General features: G+C 60.4%; 23 protein-coding genes. 13 read left to right on the top strand and 10 right to left on the bottom strand.

From position 1 onward, the window contains the following. The first annotated feature begins 129 nt into the window (after positions 1–129). Positions 130–1,797, top strand: coding sequence for a response regulator (locus tag AC1D06_RS14265; RefSeq protein WP_477881925.1), 1,668 nt, complete (start codon positions 130–132; stop codon positions 1,795–1,797). 133 nt (positions 1,798–1,930) lie between these two features. Continuing rightward, positions 1,931–3,295: a putative bifunctional diguanylate cyclase/phosphodiesterase gene (locus tag AC1D06_RS14260; protein ID WP_477881924.1), complete on the top strand. Its 1,365-nt coding sequence runs from the start codon at positions 1,931–1,933 to the stop codon at positions 3,293–3,295. 13 nt (positions 3,296–3,308) lie between these two features. Here the strand turns inward: AC1D06_RS14260 and AC1D06_RS14255 are convergent, their stop codons facing one another. Next, a complete protein-coding gene (locus tag AC1D06_RS14255; protein ID WP_477986699.1) occupies positions 3,309–3,587 on the bottom strand; it encodes a porin in 279 nt (92 codons plus the stop codon). Positions 3,588–3,759: 172 nt separating this feature from the next. Between AC1D06_RS14255 and AC1D06_RS14250 the strand changes: the two genes are divergently transcribed. Next, positions 3,760–5,076, top strand: coding sequence for an adenylate/guanylate cyclase domain-containing protein (locus tag AC1D06_RS14250; RefSeq protein ID WP_477986698.1), 1,317 nt, complete (start codon positions 3,760–3,762; stop codon positions 5,074–5,076). On the opposite strand, the gene AC1D06_RS14245 is transcribed toward AC1D06_RS14250, so the two are convergent. Continuing rightward, on the bottom strand, positions 5,059–6,009 hold the full coding sequence (locus tag AC1D06_RS14245; protein ID WP_477881920.1) for a LysR substrate-binding domain-containing protein: 951 nt from the start codon (positions 6,007–6,009) through the stop codon (positions 5,059–5,061). The genes AC1D06_RS14250 and AC1D06_RS14245 overlap by 18 nt on opposite strands. Before the next feature lie 92 nt (positions 6,010–6,101). Here AC1D06_RS14245 and AC1D06_RS14240 point away from each other — a divergent pair, with 92 nt between their 5' ends. Together AC1D06_RS14240 and AC1D06_RS14235 are read left to right on the top strand one after the other, a co-directional pair. Continuing rightward, complete coding sequence (locus AC1D06_RS14240) at positions 6,102–7,652, top strand: trimethylamine methyltransferase family protein (RefSeq protein WP_477881919.1); 1,551 nt, start codon at positions 6,102–6,104, stop codon at positions 7,650–7,652. 184 nt (positions 7,653–7,836) lie between these two features. Beyond that, complete coding sequence (locus AC1D06_RS14235) at positions 7,837–9,003, top strand: pyridoxal phosphate-dependent aminotransferase (protein ID WP_477881918.1); 1,167 nt, start codon at positions 7,837–7,839, stop codon at positions 9,001–9,003. Positions 9,004–9,005: 2 nt separating this feature from the next. Here AC1D06_RS14235 and AC1D06_RS14230 read toward each other — a convergent pair whose 3' ends face one another. The 4 genes from AC1D06_RS14230 to AC1D06_RS14215 all read right to left on the bottom strand — a co-directional run bounded on the left by AC1D06_RS14230 (position 9,006) and on the right by AC1D06_RS14215 (position 10,659). Then, on the bottom strand, positions 9,006–9,482 hold the full coding sequence (locus tag AC1D06_RS14230) for a type II toxin-antitoxin system YhaV family toxin (protein ID WP_477881917.1): 477 nt from the start codon (positions 9,480–9,482) through the stop codon (positions 9,006–9,008). Further along, entirely contained in the window at positions 9,475–9,801 is a 327-nt protein-coding gene (locus tag AC1D06_RS14225; RefSeq protein WP_477881915.1) for a type II toxin-antitoxin system PrlF family antitoxin, read from the bottom strand. The genes AC1D06_RS14230 and AC1D06_RS14225 overlap by 8 nt, the downstream gene beginning before the upstream one ends. Before the next feature lie 133 nt (positions 9,802–9,934). Then, positions 9,935–10,453 (bottom strand): RNA polymerase sigma factor, encoded by a 519-nt coding sequence (locus AC1D06_RS14220; RefSeq protein WP_477881913.1) that lies wholly within the window; start codon positions 10,451–10,453, stop codon positions 9,935–9,937. Beyond that, positions 10,450–10,659: a YgaP family membrane protein gene (locus tag AC1D06_RS14215; RefSeq protein ID WP_477881911.1), complete on the bottom strand. Its 210-nt coding sequence runs from the start codon at positions 10,657–10,659 to the stop codon at positions 10,450–10,452. Before AC1D06_RS14215 ends, AC1D06_RS14220 begins: the two co-directional genes overlap by 4 nt. Before the next feature lie 148 nt (positions 10,660–10,807). On the opposite strand from AC1D06_RS14215, the gene AC1D06_RS14210 reads away from it, so the two are divergent. The 8 genes from AC1D06_RS14210 (at position 10,808) to AC1D06_RS14175 (ending at position 18,774) form a co-directional block, all read left to right on the top strand. Beyond that, positions 10,808–11,281, top strand: coding sequence for a hypothetical protein (locus AC1D06_RS14210; RefSeq protein WP_477881909.1), 474 nt, complete (start codon positions 10,808–10,810; stop codon positions 11,279–11,281). Between the two features lie 107 nt (positions 11,282–11,388). Then, positions 11,389–12,159, top strand: a complete 771-nt coding sequence (gene rfbF / locus AC1D06_RS14205; protein WP_477881908.1) for a glucose-1-phosphate cytidylyltransferase — start codon at positions 11,389–11,391, stop codon at positions 12,157–12,159. 2 nt (positions 12,160–12,161) lie between these two features. Next, positions 12,162–13,244: a CDP-glucose 4,6-dehydratase gene (gene rfbG, locus AC1D06_RS14200; RefSeq protein ID WP_477881978.1), complete on the top strand. Its 1,083-nt coding sequence runs from the start codon at positions 12,162–12,164 to the stop codon at positions 13,242–13,244. Beyond that, positions 13,241–13,804, top strand: coding sequence for a dTDP-4-dehydrorhamnose 3,5-epimerase family protein (locus tag AC1D06_RS14195; RefSeq protein WP_477986697.1), 564 nt, complete (start codon positions 13,241–13,243; stop codon positions 13,802–13,804). The genes rfbG and AC1D06_RS14195 overlap by 4 nt, the downstream gene beginning before the upstream one ends. Beyond that, positions 13,801–15,027, top strand: coding sequence for a methyltransferase domain-containing protein (locus AC1D06_RS14190; RefSeq protein ID WP_477881905.1), 1,227 nt, complete (start codon positions 13,801–13,803; stop codon positions 15,025–15,027). The genes AC1D06_RS14195 and AC1D06_RS14190 overlap by 4 nt, the downstream gene beginning before the upstream one ends. Positions 15,028–15,108: 81 nt before the next feature. Beyond that, complete coding sequence (locus tag AC1D06_RS14185; RefSeq protein ID WP_477881904.1) at positions 15,109–16,320, top strand: glycosyltransferase family 2 protein; 1,212 nt, start codon at positions 15,109–15,111, stop codon at positions 16,318–16,320. 60 nt (positions 16,321–16,380) lie between these two features. Then, positions 16,381–17,607: a glycosyltransferase family 2 protein gene (locus tag AC1D06_RS14180; protein WP_477986696.1), complete on the top strand. Its 1,227-nt coding sequence runs from the start codon at positions 16,381–16,383 to the stop codon at positions 17,605–17,607. A 90-nt stretch (positions 17,608–17,697) separates the two neighbouring features. Continuing rightward, positions 17,698–18,774 carry a radical SAM protein gene (locus AC1D06_RS14175; RefSeq protein WP_477881900.1) on the top strand — a complete coding sequence of 359 codons (1,077 nt, stop codon included), beginning with the start codon at positions 17,698–17,700 and terminating at the stop codon, positions 18,772–18,774. A gap of 214 nt (positions 18,775–18,988) precedes the next feature. On the opposite strand, the gene AC1D06_RS14170 is transcribed toward AC1D06_RS14175, so the two are convergent. The 4 genes from AC1D06_RS14170 to AC1D06_RS14155 all read right to left on the bottom strand — a co-directional run bounded on the left by AC1D06_RS14170 (position 18,989) and on the right by AC1D06_RS14155 (position 23,052). Continuing rightward, a complete protein-coding gene (locus AC1D06_RS14170; RefSeq protein WP_477881230.1) occupies positions 18,989–19,702 on the bottom strand; it encodes a DNA helicase in 714 nt (237 codons plus the stop codon). A gap of 222 nt (positions 19,703–19,924) precedes the next feature. Beyond that, positions 19,925–20,737, bottom strand: a complete 813-nt coding sequence (locus AC1D06_RS14165) for a cephalosporin hydroxylase family protein (RefSeq protein ID WP_477881232.1) — start codon at positions 20,735–20,737, stop codon at positions 19,925–19,927. Between the two features lie 12 nt (positions 20,738–20,749). Continuing rightward, complete coding sequence (locus tag AC1D06_RS14160; protein ID WP_477881233.1) at positions 20,750–21,835, bottom strand: FkbM family methyltransferase; 1,086 nt, start codon at positions 21,833–21,835, stop codon at positions 20,750–20,752. Continuing rightward, on the bottom strand, positions 21,835–23,052 hold the full coding sequence (locus AC1D06_RS14155) for an FkbM family methyltransferase (protein ID WP_477881235.1): 1,218 nt from the start codon (positions 23,050–23,052) through the stop codon (positions 21,835–21,837). The genes AC1D06_RS14160 and AC1D06_RS14155 overlap by 1 nt, the downstream gene beginning before the upstream one ends. Positions 23,053–23,154 lie beyond the last annotated feature (102 nt).

Genomic DNA, 23,154 nt, shown 5'->3' with positions numbered 1-23,154 from the left:
CCGGCATTCGGTCTTCCTGCAGGCTCGAGTCGCAGGCTGGCGCGGCTCTGACGGGCCCGCCGGGTTTCGCTTCAGGCCGATGCCAGCATGCATCCAAGAGAATCGTGCCTGTGAAGGCAGGGAGCCGTAATGGGCGACGCAGCCTCCTTCGACGCCATCATGCAGTACAGTCTTCTGGAGGTCTTCTGCGAAGCCCTTGGCGCCGCCGTCTTCGTCACCGACAAGCTGGACGAAGTGAGCTTTGCCAGCGTCCGGCTCATGCATCATTTCCCGATCCGGGAAGCCCAATTCGCGCCCGGCACACGCGCCCGCGATCTCTATGGTGCGCTTTACGATGCCGGCTGCCGCTTCGGCTATTCCGGCGGCTTCAAGGACAAGAAACGCGAGGACTGGATCGCCGAGCGCGTCGCGTCGGCTTGGAGGGAGCGGGTGGATGCCATCGAGCCCTCCGGCCCGGATCGCTGGTTCCGCGTGATTAGCCGCCGCTTTTCGTCCGGTCTCGGCTTCACCATCATCCAGGATGTCACCGAGCACAAAAAGAAGGAACAGCAGTGGCGGACCGATCACGAGCGTGTGCGCATGACCGAGGAAATCCTCGACGCGCTGCCCGTCGCCATCGCCGTCAAGGACCGTAACCTCAACTTTGCCGCGGTCAACCGGCAATTCTGCAGGAATTTGAACGCAGCGCCGGATGCGATCCTGGGCTCGAGCGTCTGGGACATATTCGAACCGACCCTTGCCGGCTCGCTGGAGGAAGCCGACTGGCATCTGCTCGCCACCGGCGAGGACAGGGAATCGATCATCAAGCTTGATCGGCCCGAGGGGCAGTCGCAGACCGTCCTGCACCGCGCCCGCCGGATCGGCAAGGCAGGCAGCCACTACATCGCCATGAGTTTCGACGAGTTGCCGTTCGAAAAATTCGCCGGCTCGGGGAGTGCTGCGAACCCCGATCTCGTGCTTGCCTTCGGCGGCGAGGAAGGCATCGTCGCGACACAGGGCGACGGGCGCAATCTCATCGGTGATGCGGCACGACTGGAGAAGAGCCACAAGGTCGTTTATGTAAGTGCCGGCGCGGAGGAAGCCGACACCGTCCGGCGAGCGGCAGCGCACAATATCGAACTCTGTGTCATCCGCACCGAAACGGAATTCAGCGCCTTTCTCGCGGCCATCGTCGAAGCCGGCATCAAGATCGACCTGGTCGTGATCGAGCCGGGCAATGATTTCGCCTTTGCCGCGCTCGCAGCCAGATATGGCGTTCGCCACCGCACGCTGCCGCCCGGCACGGACGCCATGGAAAACATCATCGACGCCTTCGATCGCAAATCGCGGCCGGCCTCGGCGACCGTGCGCCAGTCGGCGCCGGTCGAACCCCGCGTCGAACCGCAAACCATCGAAGTGCTTGCGGTCGAGGACAATCCCGTTAACCGGCTCGTTATCGAACAGATATTGGAAAATCTCGGACTGGACTTTCTGGTGGTGAGTGAGGGCGAGAAGGCGATCGAGAAGATCGCCGAATTCAAGCCCAATATCGTGCTGGTCGACGTGACGCTGCCAGACATGGAGGTTTCCGAGTTCATCCCGAAGCTCAAGCTGCTGACAAAAGAAGCTTATGTCAAAATGCCGGTGATCGGCATGATATCGAGAGACAGCGCCGAACAGCGGCAGGCCTGCAAGCAGGCTGGGATGGCGGATGTCATCTCCAAACCCCTGAGCTCGGAGGCCGTGGATCGGATGCTCCGCAAACATTTGCTTCAGGATGTTGAGAGATCCGGCCAGATAGCGATGCCAGCAGCATAATCCTGATTTTTTCACGGGGACGTGCATTTTTTGACATGTGTCAGGGAAAACTCGTTGCCGGAAGAAAGGCAATTTTTAAGACTTTCGCGGCACTCTTTGGGATTGAGGGAAAAGCCAAACAGGGAATGCGGATATGACGCTAGCTGACGGGGGCACAACGGCAGCAAGTCAGAGCGAATTGCACGCCTTGGCGTTCACCGACCCGCTGACCGGGCTCGGCAACCGCCACCGGCTGAGGGATAAGGTTCGGCAGCTCATTGCGGACCGCTCCGCCGATCCCGCGCCTTTCACCATCGGTTTTGCCAATCTCGATGGATTCAAGCCGATCAACGACCTGTTCGGGCCGTCCTCGGGTGACCAGATTCTTTGCCAGGTGGCGCATCGGCTCAAGGCCTGCATACCCGACGGGGCTACCGTGGTCCGCTACGAAGGCGACGAATTCGCCTTCCTTTTGCCGCTCGTCTTCGAGCGCCGCAGCGCTGAAAAGATTGGCGCGATGCTCAAGGAAGTGCTGTCGGCGCCTTACGATCTGGGCGATCGCAATGTGCGCCTTTCCGCCTCGTTCGGCTTTGCCATCCATCCATTTGCCGGCGACGAATTCGAGGACCTGCTCAAGAGCGCCGAGACCGCGCTCTATCGTTCCAAGCGCCGCGGTCGCGGCCAGATCACCGTCTATTCGACTGAGATCGCCGAGCAGATGAAACGCTCCACGCAGCTCGAACAGGCCTTGCGCAACGCCATCATCGCCAATGACGTCGATGTGCATTTCCAGCCGATCGTCGACCTGCAGAATGATCGCGTCGTCGGTTTCGAGGCGCTGGCGCGCTGGATCGACAAGGATCTGGGTTTCGTCTCCCCGGCCGTGTTCGTGCCGCTGGCCGAAGAGCGCGGCTTTATCGACGCGCTGTCGGAGGCGCTGCTGCGCAAGGCGGCGGATGCCGCACTGTCCTGGCCGAAGGAACTGTTCCTGTCGTTCAACCTGTCCTCGGCGCAGCTGATGGACCCGTCGACGGCGTTCAACATTCTCGCCATCATCAACCGCACCGGGCTCGATCTCCGGCGGCTGGAACTCGAAATCACCGAGACGGCGATGATGACCGATCCGGACACGGCGCAGAAGATCGTCTCGGAGCTGCGTGCGGCGGGTGTCAGGATCGCTCTCGACGATTTCGGCACCGGCCAGTCGAGCTTGAGCCGCCTGCGCGACTTCAGCTTCGACAAGGTCAAGATCGACCGTTCCTTCGTCTGCCGTATCACCACCGATTCGGCCTCCGATCACATCGTCAAGGCGATCATCACCATGTGTCGCGGCCTCGAACTCGAAGTCGTCGCCGAGGGCATCGAGGATTTCACCGAGGCGCTGAGACTGAAGGCGCTGGGCTGCGGCATGGGCCAGGGCTATTTCTATGGCCGGCCGGTGGATGCCGAGGCAACACTCGATTATATCGCGCGGAAGTATATCGACGCCGACACGGCCGGCGAAATGAAGACTGCCTGATCGACAACCGCGATCAATCGCTGCGGGTTTCGAAATCCAACGTCGAGTGGCCGTGGCTGACATGACCTGAGGTCGAGCTGACGCCCATGTCGTAGCGGAGCTGGCCTTTTATCCGCGCGCAAGTGTGCGTGCCCGGAAGCTGGAAGAAACCGCTGCCATAGGCATCGCAGGCACTGACATTCTGCTCGCCGCCCAACTGGTTCGGGTCAGCGACGATCGCGTCCGTGGCGCGGGCGCCGGGCGCGATTGTCAGGGCGATCACTGCACCCAAAAGAACACGCTTGATGACCATATGACTCTCCGGGACCGGTCGACACTCGCATCTACATGCCGAAATGCGGCGAACTGACGGCAATTTCAAGGCGCTTGACGCCGACTATATCGGATGCGGCAAAATGCAGCGAGGGCACTGTTGACGCCGGTCCCTGCGATGCGCAAGTTTGCCGTGACAGAGGGATCGGCACATGTCTTCTTCCACCCATGCCGCCAGCAATGGCGGACATTCATCTCCCGTTGCGGCGCAACCGGCCGACATCCGACGTCTTTCCCTCGCAAGGCGGCGCCTCGGCGTGGTCCGCTTCGGCAGCCTGTTCGGCGCGGCAGTCACGGGCTTTTATTTCTTCTACAATCTGGCCTTGGCCGGGACGGATCCGATCTATCGGCTGCCGCTCCTGTTTGCGATCGAGATCGTCTTCTTCCTGCTTTTTCTCGCGGCAGCACTGATGGCGCGACGTTTGCGCAGGGTGAGCTCCTATTTCCTGTTGATCACCATCTGCCTGATCTGTGTGATCATGGCGGCGCTGTTCGGGCGATCGGGCGGAAGCCCGCTCTTCTTGCTGCTCCTCGGACCATTGTCAGCGCTAGTATTCGTGGTGAAGCGCCCCTACGGCATGTTGGCATGGTCGCTGTTGGCCACCGTATTGCACCTTGCATTGCAATTTCTCATCCCGGCCCAACCTCTGCCCCATAGCTTCGCCTTCGAGCAGATGCTCAATCCGTTTGCCGGCGACTTCGTCCTGACGCAGCCCGATATCAACTACATCATCAATATCTTAGCGATCGAGTTCGGGCTCGGGTGGTTTACTTATCTTGCAATGCATTGGGCGGGAGCTGCGGAAGAGGCATTGCTGCGTGAATATGCGCGTTCCGAACTCTTGCTGAAGAATCTGTTGCCCACGAGCATCGCCAACCGGCTGAAAGAAAATCCAGGCACCGTGATTGCGGAACAATTCGATTCGATCAGCATCCTCTTCGCCGATGTCGTCAACTTCACTCCGGCCTCCGCGCTGCGCAGGCCGGAGGAGATCGTCGGCTTTCTGGGCCGCCTGTTCGGACAATTCGACATACTCGCCGAAAAGCACGGACTGGAAAAGATCAAGACGATCGGTGATTGCTATATGGTGGCCGGCGGCATGCCGGAAAGGTCGGACGGCCATGCACAATCGATGGCCGATATGGCGCTGGAGATGATCGAGGTTTCCGAGCAGCTGATGGCCGATTTCGACGAGCAATTGTCGATCCGCATCGGTCTGCATGTCGGCCCGGCCACGGCCGGCGTCATCGGCCATAACAAGCCTTATTACGACGTCTGGGGTGACACGATCAACATCGGGTCCCGGATGGAAAGTTTTGGCGTGCCGGGGCGAATCCAGATCACGCCGGAGGTGCGCGACATTCTGGGGGCGAATTACAATTTCGAACATCGCGGCGAGGTCGAGATCAAGGGCAAGGGGCCGATGAACCTTTACTTCCTGGTGGGCAAATCACAGGCCGCCGAGTAGCCGGTCGCTGTAGAACAGTTCATCGCGGCCGGCGCCTTGCACCAGAAGCCAATCTCTCACTTTGCGGGCGGGGCCGCTCAATTCCCGCGATTTGGGCCAAACGACGTAAAAGGCCGCACCCGTCTTCAGCACGTGGTTGCCGACCGGAACCAGTGTGCCGGATTTGACCTGCGCGTCGATCAGGTGCTGCCAGCCGAGCGCAATCCCCTCCCCCGACAGCACGGCCTGGATCACCAGCACATAGTCATTGATGATCAACGGCCGGTATGGTTGCCGAAAGGGTATGCCGGCGCTTTCGAACCATTCCTTCCAGTCGCAGGCCTCGCGCACCGGCTCCTCCAGGTGAATGAGCCTGAGATCGGTCATCTGCAAAAGCGACGGAGGCCCGCCAAGCGCCTCGACAAAGGCGGGGCTCGCCACCGCATTGACCACTTCCGGCGCCAACAAAGCCGCGTGATATTGCGGCCATTCGGATGGATCGCCGCCACGAATGCCGAGCGGGATCGCCTCTTCCTCAAGGTCGAGATCACGGACCGACGTTTGGATGCGAAGATCGATATCGGGCAGGTCTTCGCGCAATTGGGTGATGCGCGGCAGCATCCACATCGAGGCGAAGGCGGTCGAGGCGGCGAGCGTCACATTGGTTTCACGGCCCTTGGCGCGGATCGCTTCCGCCGATTTCTGGATACGCGCCAGTCCGGCGGAGACGTCGGCATGGAAGCGGGCACCGGCCTCCGTCAGTTCGACATTGCGGTGGCTGCGATGAAAAAGCGGAACGCCGAGTTGGTCCTCCATCGCCCGGACAGCATAGGAAACGGCAGCCTGCGTCATGCCGAGTTCCTCGGCGGCGCGGGTGAAATTCTCGTGTCGGCCGGCGGCTTCGAAGACGACCAGAGACGAGGCGGAGGGCAGCAGGCGTTTCAGGCTTAGCATAAGCTCACCTTATAGCTTCCCTCAAAAAATATGAAGGATACATTTGCAAATTTCGTCGCTAGTCTTCCTCCAGCAACAAGGGAGTTTATGCCATGTCCGTCGCCGCCGAAGAATCCGTCCAGGAACCCAAAACCCGGCGTGAACGCGGCAAGCGCCGCGACCCCGCAGCCAAGCCGCTCGGCGTGCCCTATATCGTCAGAGGCATTCCCACCTATGACATCCTTGGCGAGGAAGCGTTGCAGCGGATCGAGCGAACCGGCGAGCGCATCCTGGCGGAAATCGGCATCGAATTTCGCGACGATCCGGCAGCGCTCGACCTCTGGAAGAAGGCTGGCGCCAATGTGCAGGGCGTGCTGGTCACGTTCGAGCCCGGCATGCTCAGGGAAATCCTGAAATCGGCGCCGTCGTCGTTTACGCAACATGCGCGCAATCCGGCCAACAATGTCGTGATCGGCGGCAAGTCGGTCGTCTTCACGCCCGCCTATGGTTCGCCCTTCGTCATGGATCTCGACAAGGGCCGGCGCTATGGCACGATCGAGGATTTCCGCAACTTCATCAAGCTGGCGCAATCGAGCCCCTGGCTGCATCATTCCGGCGGCACGATCTGCGAGCCGGTCGATCTGCCGGTCAACAAGCGGCATCTCGACATGGTCTACAGCCATGTCAAATATTCCGATCGCTGCTTCATGGGCTCGGTGACCGCCGAGAGCCGCGCTGAAGATTCGATCGAGATGGCACGCGTCGTCTTCGGCCGCGATTTCGTCGACAAGAACTGCGTCATCCTCGGCAATGTCAATGTCAACTCGCCGCTCGTCTGGGACGGCACCATGACAAAGGTGGCCCGCGCCTATGCCCGCGCCAACCAAGCCGCCGTGATCGTGCCTTTCATCCTTGGCGGCGCCATGGGCCCGGTAACCAATGCCGGCGCGATTGCCCAGAGCTATGCCGAGACCATGGCCGGCTGTGCGTTGACCCAGCTCGAACGCAAGGGCGCGCCGGTGATCTTCGGCAATTTCCTGTCTTCCATGTCGCTGCGGTCGGGTTCGCCGACCTTCGGCACGCCGGAGCCGGCGATCGGCTCGATGGTGATCGGTCAGCTGGCACGTCGTTTGAACCTGCCGCTGCGCTGCGCCGGCAATTTCTCCAATTCGAAGCTGCCGGATGCACAGGCGATGCAGGAAGGCGTGATGTCGATGATGTCGGCCGTCCACTGCGGCGCCAATTTCATCCTGCATTCGGCGGGCTTCCTCGACGGGCTGCTGGCCATGTCCTACGAAAAATTCGTCATGGACACGGATTTCTGCGGCGCCCTGCATGCCTATCTCAAAGGTGTGGAATTCGACGACAATGCGCTCGCCTATGATGCCTTCGAGGAGGTCGGTCCGGGCAGCCATTTCCTCGGCTCGCAACACACGCTGAGGAACTACCAGACAGCATTCTGGGACAGCGAGCTCTCCGACAACGAGCCGTTCGAAAAATGGAGCGAAGAAGGCGGCTCGACCGACATGGCGACGCGTGCGAACCGGAAGTGGAAGCGGGTACTGGAGAATTACGAGGCGCCGGCGCTGGATGAAGGCTTGGACGAGGCGTTGCGCGCCTTCATGGACACGCGCAAGAGCGAGATGGCGGATGCATGGCATTGAGCCTCTCGATATGAGGGTATAGCCTCTTCTATCTGCCGGGCGTATCACTCCCGGGAGATAGGCCGCGCTCGGAGCATTGTCGCTGCTCTGAGCGCATTCATGGAGCTAACAGGAGCTTCAACATTTCTTATGGGATTTCGCGCGGAATTCAGGCTATCAGGAGGGCACGCACCTGGAGCCTGCAATGACCTTTCTCGACAGCCTCAATCCCCATGCTCGTCTCGCGCCCGATAGCGGCATCGTCGAAATCATCACCTATGCACGCGGACGCGACAATCTGATCCCGCTCTGGGCCGGCGAAGGCGATGCGCCGACGCCGCAGTTCATTTGTGATGCGGCGATCGCGTCGATGCGGGCCGGGCACACCTTCTACACCTATCAGCGCGGCATTCCGGAACTCAGGCAGGCGATTTCCAACTATTATGCCCGCAATTTCGACCGGCACGTGCCGACAGACCATTGCTATGTCGTCGGCTCCGGCATGCAGGCAATCAAGCTCTCCATCGAGGCGACCCTGAAGGCCGGCGACGAGGCGATCTTCCTGACGCCGGCCTGGCCGAATTTCGACGGCGCGCTGGGCGTGTCGGGCGGCAAGCCCGTGCCGGTGAAGCTCGCCTTCGCCAATGGCCGATGGTCGCTCGACGTGGATGCGCTGGCCGCGGCGGTCACGCCAAAGACCAAGGTGCTGTTCATCAACACGCCGTCCAACCCGACCGGCTGGACGGCCACGCATGACGACCTCAAGGCCATCCTGGCGCTCGCCCGCAAGCACGGTCTCTGGATCATCGCCGACGAGATCTATGCGATGTATCATTTTCCCGGCGGCCGGGCGCCCTCCTTCCTCGACATCAGGGAGGAAGGCGACAGGATCCTGTTCGTCAATTCCTTCTCCAAGAACTGGCTGATGACCGGCTGGCGCGTCGGCTGGATTATCGCGCCGCCGGAACTCGGCCAGATCATCGAGAACCTCGTGCAATATTCGACTTCAGGCGTCGCCGAATTCATGCAGCGCGGCGGCGTGGTGGCGCTCGAACAGGGTGATGATCTCGTGCGTGCCAATGTCGAGAAGGCGCGGACCTCGCGCGACATCCTCTGCGATGCGCTGATCGCCACCAACCGTGTCGAAACGCGCAAGCCGGATGGCGCCATCTACGCTTTCCTGAAGATCGACGGTGTGACCGATTCCAGGGTCACAACGCTCGATATCGTCGACAAGACCGGTGTCTGCATGGCGCCCGGCACAGCTTTTGGCCCGGGTGGCGAGCAGTTCATCCGCGCCTGCTTTCTGCGCGATCCGGCGCAGGTGCAGGCGGCAGCCGAGCGGCTGGTGGAGTATGTGAAGCGGCTGTGAGACTAAACGTCGTCATCCGTCACTGAAGATGCAGCCATTGCTTCGCTGAGCAGCGTATTCCAATCATCCGGAGGATTGCCGCTGTCCAGCATCTTGCCGAAGACCTTATACACGTCCGTCTTGCTGTCATAGGCGCGCTTGGTGTTTTCGTCATTCACCCAAGCAAGAACTATGACCCGGTCTTTTTCGCTATATCTGAAAAACAACCGATATTGCTGCAGAAACTTGCCCCGTCGCCAATGCGCATATCCATCCCCCAAAGTGCCGCCTTGGCGAAATTTGGGATCGGCCGGATTGGAAGGAATGTCCTCGAACGCCATCCTCCGCATAGCGGCCAGAAGCTTGGCGGGTCGAGAAGACGTATAGTTTGCAGGATTTGTCAAACGCGCCTTTTTGGCGTCATTTATGACCTTGAGATATTGCGCCCTGAAACTCGGATGGGGAAATATCTTCCAACCATTGACGATCCAATCACTCATCTTCGAGCGGTGCGTCCATATCGACTTCCACACCGGCGACGAGTTCATCGACTTCGTCCATCAAAGCCTTGTCGAAAGGAACAAGGTTCTGCGGGTTATTGACGATATCCTTCTCCAGAAATGCAAGGAAGGCCGCGATCGCAGGGTCCTCCTCGCTCTCCTCCTGTTTCGGCTCAATCAGCACAGTGCCATCCGCCAATGCCTTAAAGACGACGGCTCCCTTGTGAATGCCAAGCATCTTCCGGATCGCGGCAGGCACTGTGGTCTGGCCGCGCTCGGTGATGGTCGCTTCGATTTCCAGTATCGGACGGACATTCATGACGGCACTCCTGCGCTAGACTGCAAATGTAATGCAAATGCATTGTCCGAGCAAGATCGAGATTCGCTTGATCAGCGGCGATAAATTCCTATTCAATTGCCAATAGAAAATGACCGGGCGAAGTCTCCGTTTCTCACCGCATCAGGAACTCCCTCGTCAACTGCCTAGCGCGATGCAGCCGCGCCTTGACCGCCTCGCGCGTTAGGCCCAGCGCCATTGCGATTTCCTCGATCGTCAATTCCTTGACGTCGCGCATCAGCGCGACGTCCCGGTAATGCGCCGGAAGTGATTCGAAGGCCGCTGCCAGATCAAGGCGCAAATCCGTGTCGGAGCGGTCCAGCCCGAACACCTGATCGTCATCGGCTATCGGCCGATTGAGACCCGCCTTGCGCGCCAGGCGAATGCATTCGCGCGTGACGACCTTGCCCAGCCAGGCAGGAAAGGCGAGCAATGTGCGGATGGCCCCGACATGCCGGAACAGCAGCCACAAAGCTTCCTGTGCAGCATCTTCGGCATCCGACGCCGTCCGACAGGCGGTGCGGGCGTAGCGGCGGATATCCGGCTGGGCGAGCTGCAACAGGCGCGCAATCGCGTCCCGGTCGCCGAGCTGCGCTGCATAGAAGATGTCCGCCGGGACAGCTGCGCGCGTCACATGCCTTTCCTTCTGTCGATGCCTGCCATGGCGCACATTGGGCAATAGCCGACGATGCCGGTCAGTGCGAGGACCACGCCACTTGCCGCGACCAGGATTGCAAGCCAGCCGAAGAGATAAACGAAGGCGGCCACGGCGGCGACGAGGCCAGCTGCGATCCGGACGACCTGTTCGAGACTGCGAATATTCTTTCTGTAGAACGCCATTGTAACCTCCTGGATATGGCAGAGCAAATCGCTCCGATGCCAAAGAGGCGGGCGTAGCCCAAAAGGATTCGCTGTCATCCGAATTTTCTCATCGCGAGAAGCATATGGTCCCCGCTTATCCCGCAGGCTCGACGTCTCTGGACAGCGGATGTGGTCTGCGCCGAAATCTTTATCTTTGCGTGCGATCGTCACCTCCAGATACCGGAGCAACGACTGCGTGATGCGGCTTATTTCGAAATGCAAGTTTACGATTCTTTATACGCTACTGATATTCGCTTTGGCCGGCGTAAGGCTGGTATGGGACTCATATACATGGAATGACTTTGGTAGGGGCGCCAGCCACGTCCTTCCACAGATGTCGAACGACAGTTTGTTCACTTGGCTGATCGGCCTTGTTTTCGCACTGTTCATCGTACCTTTGACCATGCTTGCTTATTGGGCCTTGTTGGCGATGCTGCTGGTATCCCCATTCTTGCTGCCTATGGCAATCGCCGGCGACATTCTTGCCAACCGCGCATCGAAGCTATGGTTGCTGCTGCCTGTGCTCTTTTTTGCAATGATCCTTGCCGTATCGAAAATCTATGGATTGTTCTGGCTCTCGCTGGCCAGCGCCCACACATGACTTCTGCTCATCTCGGACTCTAGGTCCGCGAAAGCTTCGCCCGCCAAGATCGTCAAATCTGATCCCGCCTGACCGGCGGGGCACGATTCGACGTCTGTGGAGAAGTGATGAAGGCGGTGATCCTGGCAGGCGGACTCGGCTCGCGATTGGCCGAGGAGACGCAGACGCGGCCCAAGCCGATGGTCGAGATCGGCGGCCGGCCGATCCTTTGGCATATCATGAAGATCTACTACGCCCATGGCATCCGCGATTTCGTGATCTGCTGCGGCTTCAAGGGCTACATGATCAAGGAATATTTCGCCAATTACGGACTGCATATGTCCGACATCACCTTCGACCTCTCCGCCAACCGGCTGCAGTTCCATCGGCAGAACGCCGAAGCCTGGCGGGTGACGCTGGTCGATACCGGCGAGAATTCGATGACCGGCGGGCGCCTGAAGCGGGTCGCCGCCTATCTCGATCCGGACGAGGATTTCTGCTTCACCTATGGCGACGGCCTCTCCAACACCAATATCGCCGAGACCATCGCCTTCCATAAGAAGCACCGCAAGCTCGCAACGGTGACGGCTGTCCGGCCGCCGGCCAGGTTCGGTGCGCTGCGCTTCGAAGGCGACGACGTGACCGGTTTCGTCGAGAAGCCGGAAGGCGAAGGCGGCTTCATCAATGGCGGCTTCTTTGTGCTCAAGCCGCGTGTCATCGACAAGATCGACGGCGATCATACCAGTTTCGAGGCGGAGCCGCTCGGCGAGCTCGCCCGCAACGGCCAATTGAAGGCCTGGTTTCACGAAGGGTTCTGGCAGCCGATGGATACGCTGCGCGACAAAATCCAGCTCGAAAATCTCTGGGCGTCTGGCAACCCGCCCTGGAAAGTGTGGTGAACATGCAGAGTTTCTGGCGCGACAAACGAGTGCTCGTCACCGGTCATACCGGCTTCAAGGGGGCATGGCTGACGCTCTGGCTCAACCGGTTGGGGGCTGAGGTGCACGGCCTGTCATTGGCACCGAAAGATGACAGGCCATCGCTGCATCGCATGCTTGTCTATTCCGACAACAAGCCCGGCGAGATCGTCGATATCCGCGATCGGCTGGCGGTGCAGAACCGGGTGCTGAAGGTCAAGCCGGAGGTGGTCTTCCATCTTGCGGCGCAGCCCCTGGTGCGCGTCGGCTATCGTGAGCCGGTGGAGACCTTCGAGACCAATGTGCAGGGCACGATCAATCTGCTCGATGCCTTGCGGATCGCACCCGACCTGCGCTCGATCGTCGTCGTCACCACCGACAAGGTCTACGAGAATGCCGAGCTCGGCAAGCCGTTCCGTGAAGAAGATCCGCTCGGCGGCCACGATCCCTATAGCGCTTCGAAGGCGGCGGCGGATGTCGTCTCGATGAGCTATCGCCGCTCCTTCTTCCTGCCACGCAATATCGGCATTGCGACGGCGCGCGCCGGCAATGTCATCGGCGGCGGTGACTGGGCAGAGGATCGGCTGGTGCCGGACGCGATCCGGGCGCTCGAAACCGGCCGGCCGCTGGAAATCCGCCGGCCCGAATCGGTGCGGCCATGGCAGCATGTACTGGAACCGCTCTGGGGTTATATGCTGCTCGCCGAAGCGTTATGGCACGCGCCGTCGACAGGTTCGGCCTATAATTTCGGTCCCGATCCGTCGAGCACGACCACGGTACGGCAACTCCTGGAACGCTCGTCTTCTCACTTCGATACCTGGGACTTCATCTGGGGCAGCGACGACGAAGGGCCGCACGAAGCCGGCTTCCTGACGCTCGACAGCGGCAAGGCGGCGCGCGAACTCTCTTTCGAGCCGCGCTTCTCGCTCGACGAGACGATCGCCCGCACCTGGGGTTGGTATAAGGGGCTACATGCCGGCTATCTGGCGCGGGAACTCTGCGTCGCCGATATCGAAGCCTTCGAGGCCATGGCGCCGGCGGAAACGAAAAAGGCGGCGAGCGCATGAGCGGCCGTTTCCAATCCACGCGCACGCCGATCGAAGGCCTGATCCTGCTCAAGCGCCAGAAGCTGGCCGATCAGCGCGGGCATTTGAGCCGCCTGTTCGATTCCGAAGGCATGGCGGGGTTTGGTTGGCTGGGCGGTATCGCCCAGGTCAACGAGACAGTGACCTTGCAGAAAGGCACGGTGCGCGGCTTTCACTACCAAAAGCCGCCCTTCGCCGAGGCCAAACTGGTCACCTGCCTGCGCGGCACGGTGTTGGATGTAGCCGTCGACGTCCGCAAGGCATCGCCGACCTTTCTCTGGCACTATGCGGCCGAACTTTCCGCAGACAACATGCATTCGCTGCTGATTCCGGAAGGCTTTGCCCATGGTTTCCAGGCGCTGACCGACGATGTGCAACTGCTCTATGCCCATTCGGCGCCATTCCGGGCCGAGTCCGAGGGCGGGCTCAATCCACTCGACAAGGTGCTCAACATTCCCTGGCCGCTGCCCGTCGCCAATCTCTCGCCGCGCGACCAGAACCATCCGCTGATCGATGCCCGGTTCGAGGGGATTGCCGTATGAAATGCCGCCATTGCGGGGGCGAGGATTTCTGGCCGTTTCTTGACCTCGGCACCGCGCCACCGTCGAATTCCTATGTCGCCGCAGATGCGCTGGCGGCACCGGAACTCTGGTATCCCCTGATCATCCGCACCTGTTCGAATTGCCTGCTCACCCAGACGGAGGATTTCGCTGATCGTGAAACCTTCTTCTCAGAGAGCTATGCCTATTTCAGCTCCTTCTCGACCTCGTGGGTCAACCACGCCAAAACCTATGTCGAGACCGTGGCGGAACGCTATCAACTGGATGCCAAGTCACGCGTGGTCGAGATCGCTGCCAATGACGGCTATCTACTCCAGTTCGTCAAAGCGCGGGGCATTGCTTGCCTTGGCGTCGAGCCGACAGCCAGCACGGCTGCGGCGGCACGCGAAAAAGGCATAGAAATCGTCGAGGAATTCTTCGGCACGGCGCTGGCGAAGGAACTCGTGGCGAAGGGCTGGCAGGCCGACCTCATGGCCGCCAACAACGTGCTCGCGCATGTCCCTGACATCAACGACTTCGTCGCCGGCTTCGCGATCCTGCTGAAGCCCGAAGGTGTGGCAACCTTCGAATTTCCGCATCTCATCAACATGGTGGTCGAGAGTCAGTTCGACACCGCCTATCACGAACACTATTCCTACCTGTCGCTCACCGCGGTCGACCGGGTCTTCGCGGCCAATGGGCTGAAGGTCTTCGACGTGGAGACGACACCCTGGCATGGCGGCAGCCTCCGCGTCTTTGCGTCGCGGGCGGATGCCGCGTTAAGGCATAGGCAAGGATCGGTGGATAGCGTGCTCGATGCCGAGCGGCGAGCCGGAATCGGAGAGCAGGCGTTCCATGCCGGTTTCCAGGCTAGCGCGCGGCGGGTGCGAAATGATTTCGTCGCCTATCTGATCGAATGCGAGCGCAAAGGTCTCAAGGTCGCCGCCTATGGCGCAGCGGCCAAGGGCAACACGCTTCTGAATTTTGCCGGCATCAAGCCGGACCTCATCGCCTTCGTGGTGGACAAGAACCCGGCCAAGCAGGGGTTTTATCTGCCTGGAAGCCGCATTCCGATCGTCGACGAAGCGCGGCTCAAGGCCGACAAACCGGACAGAGTGGTGATCCTGCCATGGAATATTCAAACCGAGATCACGAACCAGCTTTCCTATATCAGAGACTGGGGTGGGAAGTTCGTGACGGCGATACCGGCACTGAGGGAGCACTGACGCCCGAGACGACCGACACCGGCGCGAAGACGCCGATCAAGGTTGCGGACGTCAGCCGGGCGACGACGCGTCCGGCGGCCGATGACTGACAGACCCCAGCTCTCCATCTGCGTTCCCTCGCGCAACCGGCAGGAGACGTTCCGGCAGACGATCCTTGATCTGATCGCCAATCCGCGCCCGGACGTCGAATTCGTGTTTGCCGACAATTCCGACGAGCCGTCGATCATGAACGGCTTCATGGCCGGCATTGCCGATCCGCGCGTCCGCTATCTGCCGTCCGAACCCGAAACGCTGCCGATGCAGGACAATTGGGAGCGGACGATTGTCGCGGCATCCGGCGACTGGATTTGCTTCATCGGCGACGATGACTATGTCGATCCAGATATCGCCGATATCATTGCCGGCATCATTCGCCATGCGCCGGGAACCGAGGCGGTCGCCTGGAACAAGCCGGGCTTCAAGTGGCCGAGCTATCGCCCATTCCCTGGCAATCTCTCCATTTCGCTCGGCAATGACGTCAGGCACGTCAATCGGTCGGCTTTGGTGAAACGCATGTTCCGCTGGGAGGGGGCAAGCTTTGTCCCCGCCATGCCCTTCACCATCTACCATGGCGCAGTCTCGCGGCAGACGATCGAGCTGGTCCGGCGGTTTAGTGGCGGACGCACATTCGAGCATCCGACGGTCGACTATGATTTCGGCAACAAGCTGTTGTTCGCCGCCAGGAATTTTGTCTTCGTCAGCCGGCCGCTCTCCATCCAAGGTGCCACCGAGAAGAGCAATTCCTCTGCCATCGGCCGTTTTGCCAAGGCGATGGAGAATTACGAAACCTTTGTCCGCGAAAAGGGCAACCGCTTCGAGAGCGGCGCGGCAATGGAGGGTTTTCCGTTCAAATCCAATCTCGGCGTCGCCGCCTCGATCATGTCGGGACAGCACTGGTTCAAGACGACCTACAAGATTGCCGTGGACGGCTGGGAAGAGAATTTCATCCGTGCCCTGGCGCGCGAATGCAGCCGCGCCATCGAGCCGAAAGAATTCGAAATGCATGCGGAGCTCTGCCGCCGCGCAATCGCGCGACTGGAAGGTGGGCGCTATCTTCCGGTTTTCGAGCCGCGGTTCCTTGGCCAGCAGGCCGGCATGTTCACCGGGCTCAGGGATGACAACCTCTACATCAACGAGAGCATCGCTGACTGCAGCACGCCGGCCGAACTGTACCACGTGCTGCAGTCTCTGCTGGAGCCAATAGCCGGTCTTCGCTACGCACTCGACCAGGCGTCGCAGGCCGAGGCGGCATGAGGTCACCGGACAGGTTCACAAAAGCCTTTGCCGCTACGGTTCCGTCAACGGAGCCCGATCATGCTGTCTGACGTCCCAATCCTGTCCATCTGCGTGCCGTCGCGCAACCGGCAATCCTATTTCCAGCAGACGATCGTAGCACTCACCGCATCGCTCAGGGCCGATGTCGAATTCATATTCGTCGACAATTCCGACGATCCGTCGATCATGGACGCCTTCATAAAACCCTATCTCGCCGATCCGCGGGTCCGCTACGTCCCCTCCGGCGACATCGCGCGCTCGATGCTGGACAACTGGCAGACGGCGATGGAAGCGACGACGGGGCGCTGGGTGACCTTCATCGGCGACGACGACTATGCCGATCCGGAAATCGCCGGCATGATCGCCCGCATCGAGGCCGCGCGGCCGGGCGTCGAGGCAATCGACTGGAGCAAGCTGTTCTATACCTGGCCGGATGGCGACACGCCGCCCTCGGGCCATTTCATCATCCTCGACGATAAGATCCGCGACGTGCCGCGTGAACTGCTGGCAGACCGCGCCTTCCGCTGGAAGGATGCGAAGCAAATCCTGATGTGCGGCTTCTCGATCTATCACGGCGCTGCCTCACGGGTGCTGATCGATCGGATCACGGCGCGTTATGGCGGCCGGTTCTTCGAATTTCCCGTCGTTGACTATGAGAGCGTGTTCAAGATCATCATGAACGGCAAGCGCTTCGTGCAGATCAGCCGGCCGCTGTCTGTGCTCGGCGTCAGTCCGCTGTCCAATTCGGCGGCGCTGAAGGACCTGAAAGAGCAGGAGCGCAAGCAGGAACTGTTCGACAAGGAGCTCGACAAGCCGGTCGACCAGATGGCCTGCTTTGCCGATTTTCCGTTCAAGAGCCGCTTCGGCATCGCCGCCAGCATCGGCATGGTGCATCACTGGTTCGCCAAGCGGCACGGGACGCAGTTTTCCGGCTTCGAGGAGAATTTCGCCCATTCCTGCGAGGGGCAATGCTGTGGGATCACCAACCGCGAGGACTATGACATCGTCGTCGCGCGCTATCGCGGCGCCTTCGGCAAATGGCGCGGCGGACGCTATCTCAAGCATTTCCGGCCGAGTTTCTCGCCGGAGAAGAAAGTGATCCCGTTCTCCGGCGTCGATGACGGCAAGCTCTACGTCGCGGCCGATTCTGAATTTGCGCCGACCTGCCTGGCTTACTACCAGCTCGTCTCGTCGGCGCTGGCCAACCTAGCCGATCTTGTGATCGACGCCGATGCGTCCGCCCTGCCGGAGCGGAAACGCGCATAATGAAACATTCATCTAAAAGGTTTGTTGGCAAAGTGGGTCTAGGCTTGATGACCGACATGCTGACTGATTCGAAATCGAGGTAGCCGGACCATGCTGACCTTCCAGCAAGCCAAAGACCCGAACTATATGGCGATCCGGGCGAAAAACCTGACGGCCTCGCTGCAGGCACGGAAAATCCTCACGCTCGTTGTCGAAGCAGCCTCGTCCTGCAATCTCAAATGCACATTCTGCGACGCCCATTCCGGCCGCGCACCGAAATTCCGCGAGCATGCCGGCCTGATGCGTGACGAGACCTGGCAAAAGCTGGTCGATGACCTCAAGATCTATACCGCCGCGCGCGGGCCGCTTTCGATGATCCAGTTTCATGGCAATGGCGAACCGCTGCTCAACAAGAAGCTGCCGGCGATGATCGCCCGTATCAAGCGCGAAGGCTTTGCCAAGACGACGCGCATCATCACCAACGGTATCCTGCTCGACGCCAAGAAGGCCAATGAGCTGATGGATGCCGGGCTGGACGAGATCCATATCAGCGTCGATACGCTCGACCGCGAGAAATACAATACCGTCAAAGTCGGCGACTATGCCGAGCGCGTGCTCGCCAATCTGCTGGCTGTCATCCCGATCATCGAGGAGCGGCGTCAGACCAGCCTCTACATCAAATATTTCCAGGCCGAGGAAGACAATTCCTATGGCATTTCGCAGGCGGATTCGGATTCGGTGTTCAACACCTTTGCCGAAGCCGCGCGGAACTCAGACTTCGTCCATCTGAAGCAGCAGCCGCTGGTCGATGTCGGCAAGGGCATGCTGGATGGCAAGGACGGCATGGCCGCGCCTTGTGAAATCCCCTTCTACCTGCTCTATGTCATGCATAGCGGCAAGGTATCGGCCTGCTGCTCGGATGTGTTCAGCGGTCTGACGGTCGGTCATCTCACCGAGGAATTGCCGCCGACGAAGAGCCATATGGGCAATTCGCTGCTGGAAGTCGTCGATTCCGTGGCGCTTTATGAAATCCGTCGCAAGCACCTCAACGGCCGCTGCGGCGACATAAAACTCTGCGCCGGCTGCGGCAACCGCACCGCGGTAGACCTTTCGCAGCTGCCGGGGGATACGATCGACGTGCTCAACCGCGCGATCCTGCCGCCGGCGCCGCTGGTGGCGGCGGAGTAGGCACAGTCAGGGGCGGCGTCGCGKACCGCCCCTCATCTGCCTGCCGGCATCTTCTCCCCGTAAAACGGGGAGAAGGGATACGCGGCGCCGCTTTCGTTCCCTCTCAGACGTTGGTGGGCATTTCGGGTGCGGCATGCTGGGAGTGGATTCCCTCGCCCCGTTTACGGGGAGAGGGTTAGGGTGAGGGGCAAATCCCGCTCGCGAAGCCACGCCATCACGCCGCAGCCCGGAACTCGACCTCACAGTCGTTCATGAAGCACGTCTTGTTGAATAGCGTCAAATCCAACGGGTTTGGAAGCCGAACATTGCTGAGGTCAGGGCAAGGTTTCGCGATCGGGTCATAAGAACGGTCGATCTGCGCGACGAAGACGATAATCAGCCTCCTCTCGCGCGCGAAAACCTGAAGCGTGCGCACCTGCTCCATCAGAGCGGGATTTTCGCGTCGCTGGTCGAGGAGTTGCAGGTAATCGACGACAACGAGGGTGCCGCGTTCTGCCGAAGCCAGCCGACGAATGATGTAGCTCGCACTGATGGCATCCGAACTGTCGAATTCGAACTGATCCTGAAATGACACTCTATCGGCACCGATAGCTTGGAACCGGCCGGTAATATCCCGCTCGGTATATTCCAGCGAGAAGAAATAGCTGCGGTTTCCGGCCTTCATCGCCTCGACCGCGAGTCCAAGGCTCAGCAAGGTCTTGCCGTGGCCCGGCCGCGCGCCGACCAGCAGAAGATCGCCCGGCGCGAGGCCGGCATAAACCCGCTCGGCGATCGTGCGGCGCGACAGCTTGTTTGCCAGCAGGCTCCAATTGGCGAACCCCTCTTCCGCAGCGACAGCATCGAGCGCCTGATGCAGCGGAATTTTCTCCTGACGGGACGCAAGCTTCGCCTTGCGTTTCAATCTATGGACGGGTTGGGAAAGTTTCATCGTGACCTCCTATTGCGAGCCATGACCGCAACCCCTCCTTATGCCGGATGCCCGAACAGTAGGTTCGATGATCAAAAGACCCCGCATGATCGATACTTTCCCGATGGAGGGGGGAGGCTTGGGTCGAGCCGGAAACGATGATAGCCGAGTCGCTTGGAGCAGAAAACAGCAGCGCCCGCCGGTATCCGACGGGCGCGACGAATTTTCGGTACGATTGTCGGCTCAAAGTCGCCTGAGGAAACCGTCCGGCGAGGCCGTGATGGTGATCTTGTGCTCGATCTTATGGTCGATTTCGTAGATCAGCTTTTCGCCATCGCGACCAGTGCGGCCCTCGTTGGACAGGCGCTTCATATATTCCCAGACGGCCGTCTTCGGATTGTCGCCCTTGCCCCAGGGACGGTCGGCGGTAAAGCCTTCCGGCAGGTCTTCGACGCCTGTGTCCCAGACGACGCAATAGGAGCCCTTGCTGACATAGGGTGCGTAGAGCTCCAGTTCCTGCAGCACATGCTCGTGAGTGTGGTTGGAGTCGAGAAATACCATGATACGGCTATAGCCCTTGGCATGGGCGGCGATCTGATCCATGACGTCCGGCGCCACGGAGGAGCCCTCGATCAGGTGGATCTTATGACGCATCGGGTGGGCATCGATGGCACTGCGGTTATGGGCGCGGATGTCGATATCGACGCCGACGACCTTGCGGCGGCTGGCTTTGGGGTCAAGCACCGTGCCCGCGGTGACGGCATCGCAATAGTCGAGCAGCGCCAGTATCGAGGCACTGGTGACCAGTGAGCCGCCATGGGCGATGCCGGTCTCGATGATCAGGTCGGGACGGCAGGACCAGATAAGCTCCTGGATGGCGTAGAGGTCCTGCGGCACCTGGATGACCGGGCGGCCGAGCCAGGTGAAATTCTGCGCATAGCCGTGACGGATCGATTCACGCACCCAGACATTGGAAAGGCCGATGAAATCGCGGTCCTCACCAATCTTCCTGATATTGTCGGCAACGAGCTGGCGAAAATGTTCGACGGGATCCACGGTTTTCTCCTTTCAGTCCTCGATCCAGGCATAAAGCACCGTTTCCATGAACTGCGGCGAATGATGCCGCAGCGCGAAGCGGTAGCCCGGAACGAGCGATTTCAGATAATGGCTGATCACCGGAATATCCGATGGGTAGTGGTAGACGCAAATGGCGAGTTTGGGGCGGTGTTTGCGGATGGTTTCGGCCGCACCGCGCAACAGCGGCATTTCCATGCCCTCGACATCGGCTTTCAAGAAAGTGACGGGTTCGCCGGCAAGGAAGGCGTCCAGGCTTTCGATACGGAATTCTTCGCCGCCATGGGCATCGAGCGCAAGGCTGGTCATCTGGCCGCTCTGGCTTTCGGCGCGTGCGGTTTCGCTCGCCTCGCCGAGAGCGGCGGGGACGAGCGCGATCTGGTGGTCGTCCAGTGCCCATTCGCTGCGCAGGCGCGCTGCACGCGTTTCCAGGGAGCGGAATTGCCGTGCACCTGGTTCGAAGGCGACCGCCCGCTTGAAGACGCCGTAATGCGTCCAGATGAAGCGTTCGAGGCTGTCGCCGACATAGGCGCCGGCATCGACATAGATCTCCTTCTCGATGCCGCAGAATGGCGGTAGGGCGAAATACTGGTCCTTTTCGAAGACCTCCATGACATGGCGGCGGTCGCCGGTCAGCATAGTGGCCATGACAGCCCGCAGCACGGTTCGGGAATGCTCGTCCGCAAGCATCTCGTCGTGGATCGCAGCGAAGGCGGTGAAGTCGCGCGCCACATAGAAGGCATCGCAGGAGACATGGGGGATGCCGAGGGCAGCCAATCGCGCGGAGATCGGCAAGACGGCATGGCGGGCAGAAATGAACACGAGGTCGGGCTTGTCAGTGCCAATGGCCTCCGGTGCGTGTACCGGGACACCGGCGACCGCCTTTCCGGCCATCGTGGGATTACCATCGTAACAGCGGTTGAAGCGGATACCGGACGCCGGCAAATCGGCGAGGATCCAGCGGCCGAGGAAACCCATGCCATAGAGAGCGGCGGGCTGCTCGCCGGCGAGCACAGAAGCCGGGATAGCGGCCAGAATATCGCTTGCCATATGCGACAGTGTTTGGAGATCGAAAGCCATCACCGCATCCTCTCGGCCGGAATGGCATAGACGACTGCGCTGGTGCCGCAATAGCTATGGATACGAAACAACAGCCGATAATCCGGAAGCGTCCGCATCAACCAGAGCGGCGTGCGCCAGATGCCGTCATCATTGTGGTAGACGGTGGCGACGACGATCGGCCGGTGACGCAGCAGCGTCCGGCTTGCGCCCTTCAGCGCTTCGAGCTCAAAACCTTCAAGATGCAGTTTTATGAAGCTCGGCGCGATGTCGAGTGCATCGATCGGCTGAACCTCGATTTCAGTCGTGCCGGTGGCGGAAACCTGCGACGCATAGCCAAGCCCTTCGTGGAAGAGCGCCGTTCCAGCAGACGCACCGAGCGCAACATCGAGCACTTCCGGCCGCTTGCCGGCCTTCGGCCATGTCTCTGCGACAAAGGCGAAGAGAGTATTGCGGTTGGCGCTGTCGGGCTCGACAGCGACAATCCGATCCCAACTGCCATTCGTCAGCTGATCGAATTTATGGATGACACTGCCGAAATGCGCGCCGCCATCCAAAAGCACTTCGTGCGAGTGGAGCGTCGCGAGAATTTCGGGAATGAAGAAGCGGTCATTGACAGTGACGGGTGCGGTTTCGAATGTCCATTCCTGCCGGAGCCGCCGCCAGGCAAGAAAAGCCAGGTGATGGGCGCGAGAAATGTCGTCTCCCCAGCCCTCGGTCACTTTGGCGGTCATGGCGCGGTCGGTCGCGTCGAGGCTGCCGGCGAACCAGCCGTTGGAGAGCGGATGGATGTGACGGAAATTCTCGGCAAAATCGTAGAACGGCATGACATGCGCGAAACCGCGCGCCGCCAGATCGGCCTCGATCGGCACATAGGGCGCCAGCACCACTGAGACTAGCAGCAGATGGCTCTGCTTCAGCGTCGCCGGCACCTCATCGGGGTGATAAAGCGTCATGCCCTGCCAGTCGGGGTTTTGGCGCAGCGCTTCGGCATTGCGATCGACGACGAAGTCGAAATCCAGCCAGACAGCCTGGAGGAAATCACGGGCCATGCGGCCGAGATTGCCGGCGCCGTAGAGCGCGAGCGGCTTTTCCGATCTGGTTTCGGCAATGGCTGGCGTGGCCCCGACGATCTGGCTAAGCAGTGCCGTCGATCGCGGAATATCCGGCACGGCGGCGAAGCGCCGGGCCATATGGCGACCGTCGCTTTCTACGCGCTCGTCTACGATTTCCGCCATCGGTCTCCGAATCTCTCCGTGCAGCTACGAACGATTAGCGCGCCGACGCTTGCCCGTGGCTAGAGCGTGCTGCTATTCAGCGGCGATCGGGAACGCTTCAAG

It is taken from the genome of Rhizobium sp. P2_G2 (assembly GCF_056403555.1).
The sequence above is the reverse complement of the archived record's forward strand: the minus strand, read 5'-3'. Positions and strand labels throughout refer to the sequence as shown.